The sequence below is a fragment of the Achromobacter spanius genome (assembly GCF_002812705.1).
Taxonomy (GTDB): domain Bacteria; phylum Pseudomonadota; class Gammaproteobacteria; order Burkholderiales; family Burkholderiaceae_B; genus Achromobacter; species Achromobacter spanius.
On the sequence record NZ_CP025030.1, the window covers coordinates 5,467,726 to 5,486,168 of the forward strand.

Genomic DNA, 18,443 nt, shown 5'->3' on the forward strand with positions numbered 1-18,443 from the left:
CTATGGGGGGCTCTCGACGCCGGGCGTCACGTCATACGTTTGCGACAGGCTCTGATAACTGCGTTGGTGGCCCTGACTCACGCCATCGGCCACCGCCCCACGCACGACCGCGGGATCTCCGCCCGGAACATTGACGACGATGTCGTTGCGGGTCTGGTACATGAATTGCGAACGCCCGGGCAGCGGCTTGTGGCCGAACACATTGGCCGGCGGCACGAGCGGAAGCGAAACGCCGCTAGCCACGGCCCACCATGCAGCTTGGTCGCTCGGCAACGCGCCCGACTGCAAGCCCTGCTGCCTGCCCTGTTTCCCTTCCGACTTCCAACCGTCCATCACCGACGCCTGCGCGTCCGGTTCGGATTTCCACCGGTCCGGCACCAATCTCATGAACCAGTCCTTGGCCACCTTGAGCTTGTCCAGCACCCAGGTCTGGATGGCACCGCCGATCTCTTTGATCGTAGCCATCATCCGTCCGCCCATGTTCGAGAAGAACGTCCATAAACCACTGAACGCCCCCGCCCAATGCGCGATGGCGCCGTCCCAGTCGCCCTTGAAGGCGGCCACGACGCCGTTGACAAGCTCGGTCCAGAACTGCCAGATAGCCGCGATGTACTCGATGACCGGCCCCAGGAACGAATCGTGGGCCATCGCCATCAGCGCATCCCAGGACGCCGAGATATACGCCTTGATCACATCCCAGTTTTCCCAGACCTGCCACAGCGCGACCGCCAGCATGCCGATCAACGAAATGACCCGGCCGATCGGCGTCATGGCAAACGCGTTCCACAGCATCGGCACGACGACTCTTGCCAGGTTCAGCAAGAACCCGCCGACCGGCGACAGGATCTGCCACAAACCATAGGCCATCACGCCGGCACGCCGTAGCCAGTTGCCCAGCGATACCAGCCCGATGCTGGCGCCCGTCAGTGCCAGCAGTTTGGCGACCGCGTCGATGTTGTCGGCCATGAACAGAATCGACGTCGTCACCCCGTTCAACACACTGCGGCCTGCCGGCAAAGCCTGGCCGACATAGCGCTGCAAGGCGTCGTTGAACACCGTCATCGCTGCCGTGAGGGACGCGGGCGCGGCCTCGGCTTCCGTGCGCATGGCGGGCAACTGCGATTGCAGCGCGGGCAATGCGCGGTCGGCCGAAACCTGGCCGCCTTGCACCTGCTGGCGCAACTGGCCACGGTCCAGGTTCAGACCGGCAGCCAACGCGTCTTGCATGCGCCGGGGCAGCGCGTTGTATTCCTCAAGGCCCAGCCTGCCCTGTTCCACCATCTTCAACAGCGCCGCCACGACACCGCCCCGGTCCTCGGCTGGGGTCTGCGACAAGCGCATGGCCAAGGCGACGGCCTCGGTGATGCCGGCCGCGTCACGCGGTGAGCGCCCGTGGTCTTGCAGCGTCTGCGCGGACCGGGCATAGGTGTCGACGTTGTCGGCATATGCCGTGCGGCTGGCGCGCGACACCCGCGCCAGGTCGCGGTCGGCCTCGGCCGCTAGCGCGCTCGATCCCGCCGCTTGCCGCAGGCGTTCCTGGATCTGCACCCAGGCGTCGATGTCGCTCAGGATGCGCTTGAGCGGCGATGCGCCAAGCGTCAGTTCAACAACGCCGCGCCAGCCGCCCAGCGCGGCGGCGTGCTGGCGCGGCGCCGCGCTGCCGCCTTGCGGCCGGGCTACGGCACTTGTTGCCTGCCTGCTTGTTGCCTGCCTGCTTGTTGCCTGCCTGCTTGTTGCCTGCCTGCCAGTGGCCTGTCCGCTTGTGACCTGCCCGCCTGTTGCCAACCCCATCGTGGCCTGCGCGCTTATCGTCAAACCGCGTATCGCCTGCTGCGTGCTCACCACGCTGGGCAACACGCCCGCAAGCGCGCGGCGCATGGCGGCGCTGGCCTGCACGGTTGCGTCAACCATGGATTGCAGCATGGCTTCAAACGCCTGCTGGTAAGCCTGCAAGCCGCTTGTGTCCACGTGGTGGCGCAGCAGCGTCACCCCCTCTCGTACCACGATCATCGTTACCTCGCCTTGTTATCTGCCGCAGCCTGCGCGGCCTGCTGGGCATCCATCAGCGCATTGAGCTTCAGGATGTCCAGCAGATCGATGTCGCCGCGCTTGGCGGCGTCCAGGCTGACATGGCGGGCCAGGATGGGCCGCCAGATGATCAACTCTCTTTCGAAGCCTGCGTCGAACCGCCCGACAGGCTCGCCAGCTTCGCGCGGGCCGGACCAAAGCGGCCGGCCCAACGCGCCAAAGGGCCGGCGAAGTTGTGCTCAAGAATGTGGAACAACAGCTCCAGGATTTCGGCGTAGTCGACAAACGCCAGGCCGCGATGGGCCGAGGTCAGCTTCTGCGGCTCGCGGCCGGCCAGCTCGAAACTGACCAGCTCCGGGTCGACCAGACGCTCGGCCCAACCGCCCAGGGCGTCGCCGCCCAGCTTGGCGGACAGTTCCCGGAACGCGTTCAGCATCGCGCTTTCATCGCGGCCTTCGCCGGCGCCTTCCAGGTTGAACACCGAGCTCAGCATCGAGCCGGCGGCCGGCAGCACTTCCTTTTGCAGATCGCCCAGCAGCTTCAACTGGCGGAACGGATCAAACCGAGAGATCCGGAAGATGGTCGTGCCGATGGTCACTTCCTTGACGGCGCTCATCAGGTGTTGCCCCCGATCACGTTGATGGCCGGGCCGGTCTCGATCGTCCATTCGCGGCTGCCCACCTTGGCGCCGTAGCCGGCGTCGGGCATCTTGACGATCCACGCCGAATCCGAGGCGTGCAGCGACGTGCCGCGCAGGTCGGTCACCGACACCGGCACGGCGCCGTTGCCGTCGGTGGCGCGGTCGGCCTGGTGCAGCGCGGTCAGCGCGGCGTTGCTGGCGCTGGTCTGCATCAGCGTCAGCGTGATGCGCAAGCGCGAATCGCGCGACATCGAGCGCGCCACCTCGCCGTCGACCCCGACGACAGAGGCGATGCCTTCGCCGATCTCGGTGACGGTGACAAAGGTGTCTTCGGCAAGACCCGAGATGGGCAGCGCGCCCATCACGATCTTCACCTGGTTGGGTGCATAGGTTTTGACAGACATGGATAGGCCCCGATTACAGTTGTTGGTAGGTGAGGTTGCCCTTGATTTCGGCAACATGGATGGCGCCGGCAAGGCGGGCGCTGAAGCTCAGGTCGCGCAGGATGCGGTTGGCTTTGTCGTTCGTCGACACGCTCGCCGCGCGCGGCACGTTGATGACAAAGCCGGGAATCTTGCGGCCCGCGTCATCGATTTCATCGGGCGCGACCAGGCCCCGGCTCTGGCCCAGCAGCAGCGCCTGGCGGATACCGTTGACCAGCACCTGGATGCCGGCGTCGGTGTACGGCACCTTGCCGTTGGCGTTGATCAGTTGCGACGCAACGTTGATCTTCACTTGCTCGGCCAACCAGTCACGGCCACGAATCACATCGATCCACTCGCCCGCCGCGACCTTGCCGTTCTGCGTCACGGCAAAGTTGCGCATCTGCTCGAAGGTGTTGGCGTTCTTGGCGTGCGCGGCCAGTGCCTGGCCTTCGGTCAGGCTGTCATAGCTGACGCCCGAGAGCCGCGTGTTGGCCCACGTCTCGCCACCCGGATAGAAGGTGAAGCGGTTGGCGGCGACGGCGGCGTCCAGCGCTTCGCTGGCGGCCTGGCCGTGGTACCAGACATGGGTGCGGAAGAACTGCTTCTGCTGGCACTGGGATGCGATGTCGTTGGACGTGGCGGCATCGATGATGCCGGCCTGGGCGCTGGACACGCCGAACAGGCGCTCGTTCGATTCCACCCACTCGGCGGCGTCCAGCACGTCGGCTTCGGCACGGCTGGCCAAGGACACGCCGTACCAGTCGCCGTTTTCGCGCAAGCAGGCGTTCAACGCGTCCGACGGGGTTTCCGTGCTGACCGGCGCAGCCAGTTGCAGGTTGCCCTTCACGGCGATGGCTACGGCTTGGCCGGTCTCAGCAGCGGTTACCGTGACATCGGCGCCCGTGGCGGCTGCCGTCACGGGTGCGTCGGTGTCGGCGATGGCGGCGGCCAAGGCGGTGGCAAGGGTCTGAGGCGTGCTGTCGGCCAGGCCCGAAGCCACCGCGTCAACCTTCTGCACCACGCCTTGCGCATCGCGCCACGACAGCGAAACCAGGTAATCCGACACGGCGGCGCGCGTGACGGTCACGCGGGAGACATCCACCTGACGGCGGCCCACGAAAATGCGCGCCACCGTCGGAATCTGCTTGAACGCATCGCGCACGGCGATGTAAAGCGGATCGGTCGGCGCCATGCCCATGTCCAACAGCTCGCCCGGCTCGGTCAACGCCAGAATGCGGTTGACGGCCAGGGCGTGCGCGCCAAGGATCAGGAGGTCAGAGAAGTTCTGCTCCTTGATCGCCGTGGTGTTCAGCGAGATCGCCACATTGACGATCCGGTCGATTTTTGCCATTTGCGGCTCCAAAAAAAAACCGCCCAAAGGCGGCGGGGACTACGTTAAGAAGGCCTGCGGCGCTACTGCGCCGGGTCGGTCTTCGCGGAGAAAGAAGTTTCCAGGGCAGGCGTGGCGCCGCCCGTGGTCGAGATCGTGCCGGTCACCGTTTCAATGACGCCGACAAAATCGGTATAGGTCTGCGCGTAGCGGATGCCCAGTTCAAGCACGCCCAGCCGCTCGCTTGCCGCGCCGGCGCTGTCGGGCGCCACGCGCTGTATGCGGCCAGCCTGAAACAAGGCCAGGCCCAGCGCTTCGGCTTGTTCTTCATAAGCGGGATGGCGCAAGACCAGGCCCATCTTGTCCAACGCGCGATAGGCATCCACGCCCACGCTGCGCAGTTCGACGGTGGCATCGCGATGGTCGTGCACCGGCTGGTTGCCGTCGTCATCGACGCGGCCCGTCTCGGCAGGCCCCGCCTCTACCCAGCGCACAGCCATGGCGATATAGGGCGACGGCGGGAACGCTTCAGCGTCGTCGGAAAGCACCACCGGCACGCCGCCGGCAGCGGCGCTTAGCAGCGTAAGGATTGCGTTGTCGGGCGTCATGTCGGCTATTGAAGGGTTCGGAAAAAACAAAGCCCGCGAACCGTTGAAGGTTGGCGGGCTGCGTTTCGTGTGGGCGCAATGTCCCGCGGCTATTGTCTCAAATCCGGTCCCAAATGCGCAGGGTTTTTATGAAGTGCGTGTCCCAATTCCGACCACGCATAGGTGGCGGATTTTGTATTGCCGCCGCAACGATGCACGTGGCCGGCATCCAGCAAATGGTCCAGCACCCGGCGTGCGCCGCGCCGCATGGCCTCTTGCGAAGCGGGCGTCAACGGCATGCCCCGACTGACGTGCCGCAATATCTCGGCCATTCTGAATTCACGGCCCGGGTACGCCGCCAGCAGATCAATGACCTCGTGTGCGTACTTCATTTGAATTCCCTCCAGACCTGTTGCTTGAAACTGCCCAGCGCCACCTTGTAGTAAGGCAGCGTGACGCCGATGGCGCGGCAGGCTTTTTCCTGGCGCAGATGCGCGGGCAGGTCCCCGTAGTCGGCGCGACGCGTGGTTTCCGCCTGCACCACGCGCCGCTCGACCAGCGGCAACGCTTCATACAGGGCATGCACACGGCGCGCGCGTTCGTGATTCACCGGAATGCGCAGCGGCTCATCGTCATCATCGTGACCCGGCAGCGGCGGAAACGCGCACAGGTCGGGCGCTTCTTGCGCCATGCGGCGCGGGCCCGGCCAGTCGCCTTCCCATTGTGATCTTGCCCAATTGCGGATTTCGTCTTCCACCCAACGCGGTAAGCCTGCTTGCATGCTTGCCCTTGCTTCCATTGTCTTGTTGCCTCGTGCTTGTTTGCAGATGGCGTAACCGCCTGGCTGTCCCGCTTCGTGTCCGGGTAGGTGTCCGGATTGGTGTCTCGGTTCGTGTACCCGTGTCATGCGCCCTCCGGCTTGGTGGTGTGCCTGGCGTGCGTCAGCATCTCGGCGATGGCCTTGGTGGGGTGACCGCCCAGCGCGATGCGCGCCTCCCATCGATCAATCCATTCGCGATGCGACCGGCTGCGCGGCTCCAACAGCTTTCCCGCCCCCATCTTTTTCAGCGCGGCTTCTGCTTGTGCGCGCGTGGCCAGCGTCTGGCCTGGCGCGGGCAGTGCCGCGCGCGGTGGCGGAATGTCGGGCCACGCGCCTCGGCTCAGCTCCTCGGTCAAGGTCCTTTCCCAGCGCGTTTTGATGGCGCCGTAGTTGCTGTTGAGCAAATCCACCGTGCTGACGCCAACTGCTGCCCAGTACACCGCGGGGTGTGACCAATCGCCGGTCTCTCCACGCCGCCGCGCCGACACGCCGCGCACGGCTTCGTGATAGGCCAGCTCGGGAATCAGCCAGGGGCAACACAGCTTCAGAAACTCGGGCAGCGTGGGCGGCCACTCTCGCGTCAGGCACGCCGTCAGCCCCCGCCTGACTTGCGCCTCGGTCAGGCCCGACAACTTTTGATTCCAGGAATCCTTCAACTCGCGCGGCGTCAGGCCTTCCCATTGCTGCGCGAACTTGGCGCCATACAGCAGGTGCATTTCATTGACGACCAGCGCGCCCAGGCTGGCGGATGATTCAGCGACTTGCATCGATCACCCCCATGTCGATCTCGCCACGCCCCCGGCCTTCGGCCAACACGCTGCGCAGTTCAGATGACCAGTCGGCGCGTTGCCGTACGCGGCTGCTTGCGGTGGCGCGCGGTATGTGACGCGGTGGATACAGGCCGAGATAGCCGCTGGCGATGCTGTGGGCGATGACCTCGCACGCGGCAATGCCCTCGGCGCGGTAGCCCGCAAGCTGTTGCAATTGCCGCCGCGCGCCCTCTTCCGTGATCGGCTTCTTGCGGGCCTTGCGATCCGCTACCCAACTGGTCCAATCGGCGCGGTCCAGCCATTCAGGCAATGCAATGGCGGTAGCGTCAAAGCCTGGAGTGCGCTGGCACGACCGGGGTTCCTTTTCTTTCTGGCTTTGGGTTCCTGGTTCTGGTTCTGGTTCATGGTTAGTTGCACGGGTGTTCAACGGCTGTTGGCCCGCCCCGCCTTCCACCGTCGCCTTCACTGCCGCTTTCTCTGCTGCTTCCACTTGCCGGCAAGCCTGCCGCGCCCGTTTCGCCGCGCTGGCCTTGCCGGCCGCGGACTTCGCTTCCTTGTTGCCGTGGTAACGGGCAATCTCGGCATCGCAACGCGCATGCCGCCAGCCTTGCTCGGTGTCCACGAAGAATTCGCCCAGCACCTGCACCACCGCGGCCTGCTCTTCGTCCGACCGCGCAATCAACAGGCGGCAGAGTTTGTCGACGTCCCCGCACAAGGGGGCTTCGGTGTCGTAATAGAGTTCGATCAGATCGCGATAGACGCTGCGTTCGATGCGCGTCAGGTGCCGCGTGGCGCTATTGAAATCGCCAATGTGATGGGGGTAGTAGTTCATTGCGCCTTCAGCCCTTCGGCCAGCTCCGGCCAGATTCGAATGCAATCCGTGGGACGCAAATCGCGCCGGGTGACCCAGCCGCATGTGGCCAGCTCGATCAGAGCGCAGTGCTTGACCGGCACCGGCCGGCGCCCGGTGCGCCACTGGTAGACCAGCGCGGGCGATACCCCCACGCGCCGAGCCAGCGCCGCAGCGCTAATGGCCCCCTCACAATTGAAATAGTCATGTAGGTTCATCACCAAAACTATAGCTACGCTACAGCTTATTAGCAAGCCATGCTATAGTTTAATTTGCATAGCATTGCTATATGAAAATGTGGACTATCGAAGAGGAAGCCGCCGCGCTGCGCGCACGCTTTGAAGGCGTGAACCGCGCGGCCTTTGCTCGTGACCACCACGTGAAGGGCGGCCAGGCGATGATTTATCAGCACATCACCGGCCGCCGTCCCATTGGGATTGAAGCGGCCATGGCTTACGCCGAAGGGTTTGGCTGCACACTGGCTGCGATCAGCCCGCGATTGGCGGCCGAAGCTAAGAAGGCCGCATCGCTATCGGCGGCGGCGCCCCTTGCCGCCCCGGCGACTGACGTGGCATGGCCCTTCGCATCGGTACCACAGTCGCTTATCAAAGGCTTGGCCGACGATCAGCTCAAGCGCCTGGAAGGCGCGCTGCTGTTGGCGCTGGGCCAGATGGGCGTCAAGACCAAAGCGGCGGCCGCGCAATCCAAGTCCCCGCAATCCAAACGCGGCACCCTTTTGAATATCGACGCCATCGCAGACGAATTTCCCATGGCGCCGGTGTCCGCAGCACCCTGGGATCCGGACGGCATCACGACGCATCAAGCCGAACGCATGCAGGCGCTGCGCATCAGCACCGCGGCCAATGTCGGCCACGTCGCCCATGCGGGCTATTCCGCCAACGACCAGGAATTCATGCCCATCCCCGAGCTGGATGTGCGCCTGGCCGCCGGCCGGCTCGGCATCGAGAACTATCACGAGACCGAGATCGGCGAAATCCTGCTGCGCCGTTCCTTTCTGGAATCGTTCAAGCTGCCGATCAACCGCATGAAGATCGTGTATGCGCAAGGCGACAGCATGGAACCCGTGATACGCAACGGCGGGCCCATGCTGTTTTTTGAAGACCCCATCACCGACCCGCGCGAGATCGACCCGCGCACGGTCTACGCCATCAACCATGGCGGCAAGATGATCGTGAAGTGCATCGCGCGCGAACGCGAAGGCGGCTGGCTGGCCAAGTCCTTGAACCCGGCCTATGCGCCTTTTGCGCTTGAGAAAGAAGACGGATGCGAGGTTCGCATCGTCGGGCGGATCTTGTGGTCGCCTTATGACTTGCGCAATGGGGTGGATGAGCGCTTGCTGTAGGAGTACGCTGCGGGGCGCCCTGCTCACCATTCCGCGTTTATCGCCGCGCCAAGCGAGCGGGCTGCGCCGAGGCTACACCGTCAGGGGGCTCGTAGGTGTAGCCTCGGCCATTCCTTACTTCGCGGCCTTGTAGCGATTCCGCAGGTCGCGGATCTGATCGTGATTTCGCACAACGCCGGCATTCTGCCGTTCCACGATCACGCGAATTTCTTCCGGCAGCGGTTCCTTCAGCGCGTCAGCATAGGCCGCCTTCGCCACGTCCTCACCCCGCTCGCACTCTTCCAAAATGGCCAGATCGGTGCGACCGGCCACGGCGGCCTTCAAGTTGGTCCACCCGCGATGCACCGCGCCCGCAACCGTGCCGCTGTCTTCAGGCACGCCGCCCAACTGCGCAATCACGGTTTGCAACTCCGCGGCCCCCGCGGCGCAATCTTGCGCCCGGTTCCTGAATAGCTGCTGCAGCTCAGGGTTTTTCGTGTCATCGGCCGCGGCTTCAAAGCCCTTCTGTCCGTTCTTCGAGGTTTCGATGAGGTGGTTCAGTGTCTTGATGACGTTGTCAGCCATGTCCGGTCTCCTAGGATCTATCAAGCCGCGTGGGCGGCTTGGGAAACATGACGACAGCAAGTTCCGTTCCCGGAATTGACGGGAACGGGGGTTATCAAAAGCGCCGGCTCGACCGAGTAACTTGGAAAGCTCGGGATTTCGGATGTTGTTGGAAACTCCAAAAACAAAAACAAGGCGCTTCGCTTTCGCGTAAGTGCCTTTTTCACAAAATTCTTTGGGGTGGCTGATGGGGCTCGAACCCAATTTCGGTCATGCGCCGCTCAAGTATCTCGCGCGCTTGGCGCTACGACTCTGCGACTCGGGCCGACTCATCGGACTTAGCCTCAGCAATCTCGGCACCGTACCGCCAGCCCTTAGCCTTCCACGCCCCGCCCGATCGGCAATGGCCAAATCGGCGTCGCGCGTTGCATCGCACTCGGCATCCATATAGATCCGCTTGGGGTTGATGTCTGTGCCCGTGTGACCATCGCACACGGTCAGAACGCCCGCCGGGCCGATGTACGGCTTGCCGCGCACCCTGCCCGGCTCGAAGTGCGTGACCAGCACGCTCACAATGGCGACCGATCCAGCGCCAGCCGCCACAAGCAACTTACGCTTGACCGCCGCCATCGCAGCTAGCGGGGCCGCGATCGCCGTAGCGATGTATTCGATCGGGCGCGCAAGCCGGCCCAGCCCCTGCCAGACCATGAACCCGCCGACCAGCGCCGCGAAGCTATCGAAGATATCCCCCGTGTTCTGCCAGAGCGTCTCGATAGAGTCGGTGTTCCGGGCGGTGGCTTCCGCGTTGTTGACCATGTCTTGCTCCATTTGCACGACGCGCGCGTGCAGTGACTTGATAGGCATCGGACAGATGTTCGTCAGCCATGGCCTTTCCTTTGAAGCGACAACATCGCGCGTCCCCTATAGACGCAAAATAAAGATCTATTCAGCACCCTGTAAGGAATCGAGTATCATCCCGCAACGAGATGACCCATATTTCCCATAAGAGGCAAAAGTGGTTCAAGGCGACAAATTCACCCTGCATTTCCGCTCCCCGGTCGACCGCTCAGCGCTGCGCCTCGAGGGCGATGCACTATTCGATCGCGCCGGGAACAGATTTCCCATCTGTAGCGGCGTGCCTGTGCTTATTCCGAACCTTGAACAACTATTTCAAGAGCACTATCGAATCTCCAAAGAAGCCGGCTGTGCGATTGATGGCATCGGCTGCACACCGTTTACGGCATATGTGTTGGGTTTTCGAATCACGATCAAGTCTTTGGGAAGCCCAGTCAAGTCCGATCACGCCATCGGAACTCTGTTCGACATCGACGGAAAGCCAGCAATAGTCCTTGATGAAGGCACCTGGCTGGTAGAGTCGCTGACTCTGCATACCCAGCCCATCGAAACTGACTGGGCGGCCATACAAGCGAAGCTGACGGGCGGCGCGCCATATTTGCTTCTCGACAAGCCCTTTCCCAACCCTGTCTTCCCCACCTACTACGAACTCATCGGGTACGGCGTAGGGGCCATCTTGGGCACGCACGAGGATGGTCCGAAGCTAAGGGGTAAGACAGATGCAGGGGCTGACTATTACGACCACCTCGAATTACAAAATGCGGCGTACTTCTCAGCCGTCAGCCGCGGCTTCAATTTGCCGCTCTCAAAACACCCCGTACTCGATATTGGATGCGATACCGGATTCCTAACGCGCGCCATGGTGCGTGCTGGTGCAACTGAAGCCGTTGGAACAGACCTTCGCATCTCGTCTTTCTCTGACAGCCGATGGCTGTCGGAATCCGTGGCCCCGGGATTGGCCAACATGTTTCAGTGGTGCTATCCAGAAGACCACTTCAGCGTGATCGCCGTTCGCAACAACAGTGCATTTGCATTTGCCACAGAGCTTGACGACACTTTCGCAGCGTTCGTTCAAAACTGTCTGGCATCGTTGAAAACAGACGGCGCGATGTACCTTTCATTCCTGACAAACGGCTCGGGGATCGTGGGAGACGATGGCTTCGCCAATAAGACCGTCGCGGAAATAGCCCGTTGGATAAGCGGACAAGGCGCGACGATCTTGAAAATGATGCGCCTAGGAACCATGCTCGGCTTCTGGTTGGCCAAGGGCGATGCTCGTGTCTCCAACGTGCAGCATCACACCAACAACGAGCGCGTGGGCGCTTTTGTTAGGTACGCCGAAAACGTCGGTGCTCGCCATGATCAAGCCCTAGCCATTGCAGACTTCGCCTCTGAAATCGCTTTGCATTGCTATCTTAAAGGCACCTGCAAAGCCGCCCTTTGGGGGAACGGCATTCTGAGTTACCAAACATGGCGCATGCTAAATATCCTGTACCCCGATATCACAGTGGAATATGTGGTGCGCGGCGATAAGATGGGGCAGTCGGTATTCCAGATTTTCAGTCCAAGCAATGCATCGCCCGATGCCGTTCACGTTCTTGTGGACGATGCCCATTATGAGAACCGGTCCTATGGACTTATAGACCGATGGAAGCAGCGCCGCTTTTTGGCCCAATTCCCAAACGGGCTGCGTTTTTTTTCGCCATCGTCTTGCCCATCACCTGGACCGTTTCCATTTTTGTCAGGCGATCATGACCTCGCAATTGCTCCTAACTTGGCCAGGATCTACTTCCGTGGAGGGCTGCGTCCAACGGCATCCAACACTGAAGAGCAAGAGGAGGAAAATTTCGAGCGGGATATGAGATATCAGTTCCCTGTCGGATTTGCGGGCGTCTAGGGCGCATCGCCTACTAGGCAATTGAGCTTACTTCCTCGACAGTCTTGGCTTGGTGAGTTGAGAATCGCCGCCTCTCGTTCAAAGGCCGAATCCATATACACGAGCCTTTGCGCCTTGACGGCGAGTCGGCCATCCCTGAGTCCATGTTTGTGTTCACGAACCGCAACGGGCAGCCGTGCACTAAACAGTGCTTCAAGGCGTTATGTCGAAGATTATGGTGGATTGGGTCAAGGTCCCTGGCCGAGAGCGGTTTACCTTCCAAGATCTCCGCGCCTATTACGTCACTGTGCTGGTGCGGCGGGAAGAGAACCCGGAAACGCACGCCAACCCGGCGACTACCCGACGCGTTTACAACCGCCTGCGCGTGGGGAAGATCAAGAGCAGTGCCTGACCGATGCCACCAATCGCTGTTCATGCCACCATTACAGAAACGACAGGCAAGAAAAAAGCCGCTATAAGCGGCTGATTTCCAACAAATTCTTTGGGGTGGCTGATGGGGCTCGAACCCACGACAACTGGAATCACAATCCAGGACTCTACCAACTGAGCTACAGCCACCTCTGGGGTACTACTGGTGTATTGCTTTTCAGCACTACTTTTCAGTACTACTTTTTCCCCGCCGCCGCGCTTCAAACTGAAGCTCAGCAACGAAGAGGCCGAACTATAGCATATTTTTTGGGGCCGTCAAAAGCCCCTTATTTTCCTCCCCATTGCCAACGCCACGCACCTTGCTATCCTTCCGCATGGCTCAACCCCGGAGGCTGACTTTTACGTCATCGCTATGGATCGCATACACGCAATTTTGATCGATTACTGGCCCCATCTGGTGTTTGCCGTCAGCATCGTGGCGGGGACGGGCGCGGCGGTGCATGCCGCGATGACCAAGCAGGACGTCCGGGCGGCCATCGGCTGGGTGGGGGTGGCGCTGTTTTCTCCCTTGTTCGGCGCCCTGTTCTATTTCGTGGCGGGCATCAACCGCATTCGCAAGACGCGGGTATCGCAACTGCGGGACGAAACCATGGTGGTGGACGCCGAGCAGGTCGACACCTTGCCCGTGGACGTGGCGGCGGTGTCCGGCCCGCAGTTTGCCTCGCTGAAGATACTGGGCGACCGCGTCAGCCGGTTCCGGCTGTTGGGCGGCAATGCGGTGCAGCCGCTGGCGGGCGGCGATGAAGCGTATCCGGCCATGATGCAAGCCATCCGCGACGCGCAGCACGCCATCGCGATGCAAAGCTACATTTTCGACAACGACGAGATCGGCCGCGAAATGGCGCAGGCACTGATCGAGGCGCAGGCGCGGGGCGTGCAGGTGCGGGTGTTGATCGACGCCATCGGCTCCAAGTATTCGCGTCCGCCCATCGTGCGCATGCTGGCGCGCGGCGGCGTGCCCGTGGCGCGCTTCATGACGAATCCGCTGGGGGTGTTGCGCATGCCCTACGCCAACCTGCGCAGCCACCGCAAGGTGCTGGTGATAGACGGGCGCGTGGGTTTTACCGGCGGCATGAACGTGCGGGCGGCGTTTGTGACCGCGCTGGCGGGCGACGCCGTCAACCACGACACGCACTTCCGGGTGGAAGGGCCGATCGTGACGCAGCTGATGTCGGTGTTTGCGCACGATTGGAATTTCACGACACATGAATCGCTGCCGGCGCGCCCCTGGTTCGATCCGCACGCGCTGCCGCCCACCGGCAACGTGCCGATGCGTTGCGTGCCGTCGGGGCCGGACCGTGCACTGGGCAGTTCGCACAACATTTTGCTGGGTGCGTTGGCCGTGGCGCAGCGCCACGTCCGCATCCAGTCGCCCTACTTTCTGCCTGACCAGACGCTGATCGGCGCGCTGGCCACCGCCGCGCGGCGCGGCATTCAGGTGGATATCGTCATCCCCAACAAGAACAACCTGCGCTTGGTGGACTACGCCATGTCCGCGCAACTGGACCAGGTGGTGCGCACCGGCTGCCGCGTGTGGCGCGCGCTGGGCACGTTTGACCATTCCAAGCTGATGACGGTGGACGACGCCTGGGCCTACGTGGGTTCCTCGAACCTGGACCCGCGCAGCCTGCGCTTGAATTTTGAGCTGGACAGCGAGATCTATGACCCGACCGTGGCGCGCTGGATTGGCAACCGGATCGACGGGCTGATCGCGAATTCCAAAGCGGAAACCCTGGAAACCCTGACCAGCACGCCATTCGCCAAGCGGCTGCGCAACAAGGTCATCTGGCTGGCCACGCCGTATCTCTGACGCAGCAAAAGCGGCCACGGTAATCTTGCAAGATGCGCTACGAACTCACCGACCTCCGCCTGTTCCTTGCCATCGCCGAGGCGCAAAGCTTGTCGGGCGGCGCCAATACGGTCCACCTGACCGCCTCGTCCGCCAGCTACCGGCTGAAGAACCTGGAATTGGCGATGGGCGTGCCGCTGTTCAAGCGCGAGGCGCGCGGCATGGAGCTGACGGCGGAAGGCGCGTTTGTGCTCAAACACGTGCGCTCGCTGCTGGCCGGCGTGGAGCGCATGCACGGTGAAGTCAGCGGCTTTGCCAGCGGGCTGAAAGGCAGCGTCAAGCTGTTCGCCAACAGCAGTTCGTTGAACGGGTTCATCGTGCCCAGCCTGAGCCGCTTTCTGTCGGCCAACCCCAATGTGAACATCCTGCTGGAAGAGCGCTCCAGCAACACGATCGAGGCCGCCATCGCGGGGCAGGAAGCGGATATCGGCATCTTCGCCGGCCATGCCGAATCCGCCGGGGTGCAAGCCGTCCGCTATGCGATCGATGAACTGATCATCGCGGCGCCGCTGAATCATCCTGTGGTGCAGCATTCACCGATTCGCTTCCCGGCGGTGCTGGACCTGGATTTCGTCTGCATGAGCCGCGCAAGCAGCAACTACATCTTCTTGCGCGACATGGCCAAGCTGGCGGGCAAGACGCCCAAGGTGCGCATCCACGTGCACACCTTCGACGCCGTGCTGGCGATGGTTGAGGCAGGAGTGGGCGTGTCGCTGGTGCCACGCAGCATCGCCGCCACCGCGTTGCGCGAACAGCGCATTGCGGCGGTGGCCATCAGCGAACCTTGGGCGCTGCGTGAGTTGACGCTGGTGACGCAAGCCGACGGACCGCTGTCACCGTTCGTAGAGCAGGTGGCCGAGTACCTGCTGGACGACCCGATCGTTGCCGCGACGCGCGGCGCGGATTGATCGCCCCCTCGCGCCTGGATCAACGCATTAATCAATGCCTGATCAATGCCTGATCAATGCCTGATCAATGCCTGGTCAACGCCTGATCATCGCCTGATCACCTTCTGATCAGCCCTTCCCGCCGCGCTTGCTGGCCAGGAATTCGTTCATGAACTTCTGCGGTTCGCCGGTGTTGAAGGCCGCGCCGAATTCCGCGACGCTGTCCTCGATCGCCGCGTCCACCGACATCGTTTCCCAGCGGCGCAGCAACTTCTTCTGCTGACGCAACGCCGCCGGCCCCAACGCGGCAAAGCCTTGCGCCAGCTTGTTCACCTCGTCGTCCAACTGCGCTGCCGGCACGGCGGCATTCACCAGCCCCCAGTCCTGCGCACGGCGCGCGTCGATCAATTCCCCTGTCAGCAGCAGCCAGGCGCTGTTGGCCGCGCCGATCAACCTTGGCATCAGCGCCGCATGGATCACCGACGGGATGCCGACCTTGACCTCGGGCATGCCGAACTTTGCCTCGTCGGTGCTGATGCGCAAGTCGCACGCCAGGGCGAACTCCAACCCTCCGCCCAGGCACCAGCCAGGGATGCGGGCAATCACCGGTACGGGAAAGTGCCGGACGGCGTTGCACAGGTCACGCAAGTTCGAGATGAAGCGCTGGGCGCTGGATTCGTCCAGCGCTGCCATTTCGGCGATGTCCGCGCCGGCCACGAAGGCGCGGTCGCCAGCGCCACGCAGCACCAGCACGCGCACCGATTCGTCGTCGCGCAAGTGCGTGAGCGCTAGACGCAGGCCATCGATAACGGGCGTGCTCAAGATGTTCAGCACCCCGGCTTCCTGCATGGTCAGGGTGGCGATGCCGGCCGCGTCGATCTGGACGCCGGCATGGGGAAAGGACAGATTCTTGGTATTCACAAGCGCTCCTCTTACTGCATTTTTTCGAATTTAATGTCTTCAACCACCGACTGCCAGTGCTTGTTCGACTGCGCGATCAACGCGCCGAAGTCCTCCCGCGACATCGGGCTGGGCACCGCGCCCTGCCGTTCGATGGCGTCCACCGTGGCCGGGTCCGCCAAGGCCTGGCGCACCGCCGCGTTCAGCTTGTCCAGCACCGGCGCGGGCGTGCCGGCCGGCGCGGCCAGGCCGAACCACGACGGGTTGCTCATGGCGGGCAGCCCGGCCTCGGCATAGGTGGGCACGTCCGGCAACACCTTCAGCCGCTGCTTGGCCGCCACCGCCAAGGGGCGGATGCGTTGCGCCTGGATCAAGGGGTAGGACGACGGAATATTGTCGAACACCACCTGCACCTGTCCGGCAACCAGGTCATTCAGCGCGGGGCCCAACCCTTTGTAGGGAACGTGCAGCATGCGCGTGCCGGTGGTCTTCATGAACAGTTCGCCATTCATGTGGCTCAAGCCGCCATTGCCGGAAGAGCCGAAGGCGTATTTGTTGGGATCGGCCTTCAGCAACGCCAGAAACCCCGCCAGGTCCCGCGCGGGCAACGCCGGGTTCACCACCAGCACGTTGGGCACGTCGGCCAGGTTGCTGATGGGAGCAAAGTCGCGAACGGGGTCGTAGGCGCTCTTGGCATAGACGTTGGGGTTGACGGCGTGCGAGCTTTCTACCGCCATCACCAAGGTGTAGCCGTCGGCGGGTTGCTTGGCGGCGTAGGCCGATCCGATGCTGCCGCCCGCGCCCGGCTTGTTTTCAATGATGACCGACTGGCCCAACTGCGCGCCCAGCTTGTTGCCCACGACGCGCGCGATGATGTCGGTGGTGCCGCCCACGGCATACGGCACGACAAGGCGGATGGGCTTGTCGGGGTACTCGGCGGAGGCCAGCGCAGGGATGGTCAGGCAAGCCAGCAGCACCGCAAGCGGCAGTTTTTTAATGGATGTCATTGTTGTCTCCTCGGGGTAGTTCAAATCGTGGCCGGACTGCCCAGCACAGCGTCGGTGTGTTCGCCCAGCAATGGCGGCGCCGCACCCAGCGCATCGGCCGGCGTGCCGGCCAACAGCGGGTTGCGCACCAGCCGCATGTCGCCCAGCACGGGGTGGGTAGCGGTCTGGACCAGTTGCCGATGCAGGACTTGCGGATGCGCATAGACTTCGTCCAGCGTGTGGATCGGCCCCCATGGCACGCCCGCGCCGTCGAAGGCGTCGGTCCAGTGTCGGCGCGGCGCGGCCGCCAAGGCCTGCGCAACCTGCGTGCGCAAGCAGTCCATGTGGGACAGGCGCGCGCTATTGGTTGCGTAGCGCGCATCAAGCGCCCATTCGGGATGCCCGACCACGGTGCAAAAGCGTGCAAACTGGGCGTCGTTGCCAATCGCCAGGATCAAATGGCCATCGGCGCATGCGAACACTTCGTAGGGCGCACAGTTGGGATGCGCGTTGCCGCTGCGCTTGGGCGCCACGCCGGACACCAGGCAGTTGGCGCCCTGGTTGGCGTTAAGGGCCACGGCTACATCCAGCAGGCAGATATCCAATGGCATGCCCTGCCCCGTCTGGTCGCGCTGACGCAGGGCGGCCAAGACCGCGGACGTGGCGTACATGCCCGTCATCAGGTCAACCACGGCAACCCCGGTGCGCAGCGGGCCGGCGCCGGGCGTGCCGTCAGGCTGGCCGGTGTAGCTCATCAGCCCGCCCATGCCTTGGAACACGTAGTCATAGCCGGGCTTGTCGGCCATGGGGCCGGACTGGCCGTAGCCGGTAATGGACAGGTAGATCAGGCGCGGGTTGATGCGTGCAAGCGAGTCATAGTCCAAGCCGTATTTGCGCAGCCCGCCTGCCTTGTAGTTTTCGACCAGGATGTCGGCCTGCGCAACCAATTCACGCACGCGCGCCGCGCCCGCTTCCGAGGCGAAGTCGATGGCAACCGATTGCTTGCCCCGGTTGCACGCCATGAAATAGGCGGACATGGCCGCGGCGCCGTCGTCGGATCGCAGGTCGGGCGGGCCCCACCCGCGCGTATCGTCGCCGCGCGCCGGGTGTTCAATCTTGATGACCTCGGCGCCAAGATCAGCCAGGTTCTGGGTGCACCAGGGGCCGGCAAGAATGCGCGACAAGTCCACGACTTGGATGCCGCGCAAGGCGTTGTGAAGCATAGCGTCTCCGTTTCAACTGCTTTCGGAGAAGTATGTTCGCGGCCTTAAACCCTGAGAAGTT

The 18,443-nt window shown here is 63.0% G+C and carries 20 protein-coding genes and 1 tRNA gene; 4 read left to right on the plus strand and 17 right to left on the minus strand.

Going from position 1 to position 18,443, the window contains the following annotated elements; translation table 11 throughout:
- From CVS48_RS24815 to CVS48_RS24860, 11 genes are all read right to left on the minus strand, one after another.
- Window positions 1-2,010: a tape measure protein gene (locus tag CVS48_RS24815; RefSeq protein WP_100856767.1), complete on the minus strand. Its 2,010-nt coding sequence runs from the start codon at window positions 2,008-2,010 to the stop codon at window positions 1-3.
- A 2-nt stretch (window positions 2,011-2,012) separates the two neighbouring features.
- Window positions 2,013-2,162: a hypothetical protein gene (locus CVS48_RS29440; protein ID WP_164741192.1), complete on the minus strand. Its 150-nt coding sequence runs from the start codon at window positions 2,160-2,162 to the stop codon at window positions 2,013-2,015.
- Window positions 2,159-2,644, minus strand: coding sequence for a phage tail assembly chaperone (locus tag CVS48_RS24820; RefSeq protein WP_100856768.1), 486 nt, complete (start codon window positions 2,642-2,644; stop codon window positions 2,159-2,161). Before CVS48_RS24820 ends, CVS48_RS29440 begins: the two co-directional genes overlap by 4 nt.
- A complete protein-coding gene (locus CVS48_RS24825) occupies window positions 2,644-3,072 on the minus strand; it encodes a phage structural protein (RefSeq protein ID WP_100856769.1) in 429 nt (142 codons plus the stop codon). The genes CVS48_RS24820 and CVS48_RS24825 overlap by 1 nt, the downstream gene beginning before the upstream one ends.
- 13 nt (window positions 3,073-3,085) lie before the next feature.
- Window positions 3,086-4,444, minus strand: a complete 1,359-nt coding sequence (locus CVS48_RS24830; protein WP_100856770.1) for a DUF3383 family protein — start codon at window positions 4,442-4,444, stop codon at window positions 3,086-3,088.
- A gap of 62 nt (window positions 4,445-4,506) precedes the next feature.
- A complete protein-coding gene (locus CVS48_RS24835) occupies window positions 4,507-5,031 on the minus strand; it encodes a phage neck terminator protein (RefSeq protein ID WP_100856771.1) in 525 nt (174 codons plus the stop codon).
- Window positions 5,032-5,120: 89 nt separating this feature from the next.
- Window positions 5,121-5,402, minus strand: coding sequence for a hypothetical protein (locus tag CVS48_RS24840; protein WP_100856772.1), 282 nt, complete (start codon window positions 5,400-5,402; stop codon window positions 5,121-5,123).
- A complete protein-coding gene (locus CVS48_RS24845; protein ID WP_100856773.1) occupies window positions 5,399-5,791 on the minus strand; it encodes a hypothetical protein in 393 nt (130 codons plus the stop codon). The genes CVS48_RS24840 and CVS48_RS24845 overlap by 4 nt, the downstream gene beginning before the upstream one ends.
- A gap of 122 nt (window positions 5,792-5,913) precedes the next feature.
- Window positions 5,914-6,597: a hypothetical protein gene (locus tag CVS48_RS24850; protein ID WP_100856774.1), complete on the minus strand. Its 684-nt coding sequence runs from the start codon at window positions 6,595-6,597 to the stop codon at window positions 5,914-5,916.
- Window positions 6,584-7,432 (minus strand): YdaU family protein, encoded by an 849-nt coding sequence (locus CVS48_RS24855; protein WP_100856775.1) that lies wholly within the window; start codon window positions 7,430-7,432, stop codon window positions 6,584-6,586. The genes CVS48_RS24850 and CVS48_RS24855 overlap by 14 nt, the downstream gene beginning before the upstream one ends.
- Window positions 7,429-7,668 carry a transcriptional regulator gene (locus tag CVS48_RS24860; protein ID WP_100856776.1) on the minus strand — a complete coding sequence of 80 codons (240 nt, stop codon included), beginning with the start codon at window positions 7,666-7,668 and terminating at the stop codon, window positions 7,429-7,431. The genes CVS48_RS24855 and CVS48_RS24860 overlap by 4 nt, the downstream gene beginning before the upstream one ends.
- A gap of 71 nt (window positions 7,669-7,739) precedes the next feature.
- On the opposite strand from CVS48_RS24860, the gene CVS48_RS24865 reads away from it, so the two are divergent.
- Complete coding sequence (locus CVS48_RS24865; RefSeq protein ID WP_100856777.1) at window positions 7,740-8,813, plus strand: S24 family peptidase; 1,074 nt, start codon at window positions 7,740-7,742, stop codon at window positions 8,811-8,813.
- 114 nt (window positions 8,814-8,927) lie between these two features.
- On the opposite strand, the gene CVS48_RS24870 is transcribed toward CVS48_RS24865, so the two are convergent.
- Together CVS48_RS24870 and CVS48_RS29510 are read right to left on the minus strand one after the other, a co-directional pair.
- Complete coding sequence (locus CVS48_RS24870; RefSeq protein ID WP_100856778.1) at window positions 8,928-9,377, minus strand: PA2169 family four-helix-bundle protein; 450 nt, start codon at window positions 9,375-9,377, stop codon at window positions 8,928-8,930.
- 249 nt (window positions 9,378-9,626) lie between these two features.
- Window positions 9,627-10,172, minus strand: a complete 546-nt coding sequence (locus tag CVS48_RS29510) for a lysozyme family protein (RefSeq protein WP_175121081.1) — start codon at window positions 10,170-10,172, stop codon at window positions 9,627-9,629.
- Between the two features lie 199 nt (window positions 10,173-10,371).
- On the opposite strand from CVS48_RS29510, the gene CVS48_RS24880 reads away from it, so the two are divergent.
- On the plus strand, window positions 10,372-12,108 hold the full coding sequence (locus CVS48_RS24880; RefSeq protein WP_100856779.1) for a class I SAM-dependent methyltransferase: 1,737 nt from the start codon (window positions 10,372-10,374) through the stop codon (window positions 12,106-12,108).
- A gap of 482 nt (window positions 12,109-12,590) precedes the next feature.
- On the opposite strand, the gene CVS48_RS24890 is transcribed toward CVS48_RS24880, so the two are convergent.
- Window positions 12,591-12,666, minus strand: a tRNA-His gene (locus CVS48_RS24890).
- A 223-nt stretch (window positions 12,667-12,889) separates the two neighbouring features.
- Between CVS48_RS24890 and cls the strand changes: the two genes are divergently transcribed.
- Both cls and CVS48_RS24900 read left to right on the plus strand, forming a co-directional pair.
- Complete coding sequence (gene cls / locus CVS48_RS24895; RefSeq protein WP_100856781.1) at window positions 12,890-14,347, plus strand: cardiolipin synthase; 1,458 nt, start codon at window positions 12,890-12,892, stop codon at window positions 14,345-14,347.
- A 32-nt stretch (window positions 14,348-14,379) separates the two neighbouring features.
- Window positions 14,380-15,294 (plus strand): LysR family transcriptional regulator, encoded by a 915-nt coding sequence (locus tag CVS48_RS24900; protein ID WP_100856782.1) that lies wholly within the window; start codon window positions 14,380-14,382, stop codon window positions 15,292-15,294.
- 108 nt (window positions 15,295-15,402) lie between these two features.
- Here the strand turns inward: CVS48_RS24900 and CVS48_RS24905 are convergent, their stop codons facing one another.
- The 3 genes from CVS48_RS24905 to CVS48_RS24915 are packed head-to-tail and all read right to left on the minus strand — an operon-like array spanning window position 15,403 to window position 18,382.
- Window positions 15,403-16,194 carry an enoyl-CoA hydratase gene (locus CVS48_RS24905; RefSeq protein ID WP_100856783.1) on the minus strand — a complete coding sequence of 264 codons (792 nt, stop codon included), beginning with the start codon at window positions 16,192-16,194 and terminating at the stop codon, window positions 15,403-15,405.
- 11 nt (window positions 16,195-16,205) lie between these two features.
- The gene (locus CVS48_RS24910; RefSeq protein WP_100856784.1) at window positions 16,206-17,180 is read right to left on the minus strand and encodes a Bug family tripartite tricarboxylate transporter substrate binding protein; all 975 of its coding nucleotides are present in this window, start codon (window positions 17,178-17,180) and stop codon (window positions 16,206-16,208) included.
- 20 nt (window positions 17,181-17,200) lie between these two features.
- On the minus strand, window positions 17,201-18,382 hold the full coding sequence (locus tag CVS48_RS24915; protein ID WP_100856785.1) for a CaiB/BaiF CoA transferase family protein: 1,182 nt from the start codon (window positions 18,380-18,382) through the stop codon (window positions 17,201-17,203).
- Between the last annotated feature and the right edge of the window lie 61 nt (window positions 18,383-18,443).

Excerpts from the sequence above, each read along its gene's own strand:
- CVS48_RS24840 (WP_100856772.1), bottom strand. The coding sequence starts at position 5,402 with ATGAAGTACGCACACGAGGTCATTGATCTGCTGGCGGCGTACCCGGGC.
- CVS48_RS24915 (WP_100856785.1), bottom strand. The coding sequence starts at position 18,382 with ATGCTTCACAACGCCTTGCGCGGCATCCAAGTCGTGGACTTGTCGCGC.
- CVS48_RS24910 (WP_100856784.1), bottom strand. The coding sequence starts at position 17,180 with ATGACATCCATTAAAAAACTGCCGCTTGCGGTGCTGCTGGCTTGCCTG.
- CVS48_RS24855 (WP_100856775.1), bottom strand. The coding sequence starts at position 7,432 with ATGAACTACTACCCCCATCACATTGGCGATTTCAATAGCGCCACGCGG.
- CVS48_RS24860 (WP_100856776.1), bottom strand. The coding sequence starts at position 7,668 with ATGAACCTACATGACTATTTCAATTGTGAGGGGGCCATTAGCGCTGCG.
- CVS48_RS24845 (WP_100856773.1), bottom strand. The coding sequence starts at position 5,791 with ATGCAAGCAGGCTTACCGCGTTGGGTGGAAGACGAAATCCGCAATTGG.
- CVS48_RS24825 (WP_100856769.1), bottom strand. The coding sequence starts at position 3,072 with ATGTCTGTCAAAACCTATGCACCCAACCAGGTGAAGATCGTGATGGGC.
- CVS48_RS29510 (WP_175121081.1), bottom strand. The coding sequence starts at position 10,172 with ATGGTCAACAACGCGGAAGCCACCGCCCGGAACACCGACTCTATCGAG.
- cls (WP_100856781.1), top strand. The coding sequence starts at position 12,890 with ATGGATCGCATACACGCAATTTTGATCGATTACTGGCCCCATCTGGTG.
- CVS48_RS24835 (WP_100856771.1), bottom strand. The coding sequence starts at position 5,031 with ATGACGCCCGACAACGCAATCCTTACGCTGCTAAGCGCCGCTGCCGGC.
- CVS48_RS24820 (WP_100856768.1), bottom strand. The coding sequence starts at position 2,644 with ATGAGCGCCGTCAAGGAAGTGACCATCGGCACGACCATCTTCCGGATC.
- CVS48_RS24815 (WP_100856767.1), bottom strand. The coding sequence starts at position 2,010 with ATGATCGTGGTACGAGAGGGGGTGACGCTGCTGCGCCACCACGTGGAC.
- CVS48_RS24830 (WP_100856770.1), bottom strand. The coding sequence starts at position 4,444 with ATGGCAAAAATCGACCGGATCGTCAATGTGGCGATCTCGCTGAACACC.
- CVS48_RS24870 (WP_100856778.1), bottom strand. The coding sequence starts at position 9,377 with ATGGCTGACAACGTCATCAAGACACTGAACCACCTCATCGAAACCTCG.
- CVS48_RS24900 (WP_100856782.1), top strand. The coding sequence starts at position 14,380 with ATGCGCTACGAACTCACCGACCTCCGCCTGTTCCTTGCCATCGCCGAG.
- CVS48_RS24850 (WP_100856774.1), bottom strand. The coding sequence starts at position 6,597 with ATGCAAGTCGCTGAATCATCCGCCAGCCTGGGCGCGCTGGTCGTCAAT.
- CVS48_RS24865 (WP_100856777.1), top strand. The coding sequence starts at position 7,740 with ATGAAAATGTGGACTATCGAAGAGGAAGCCGCCGCGCTGCGCGCACGC.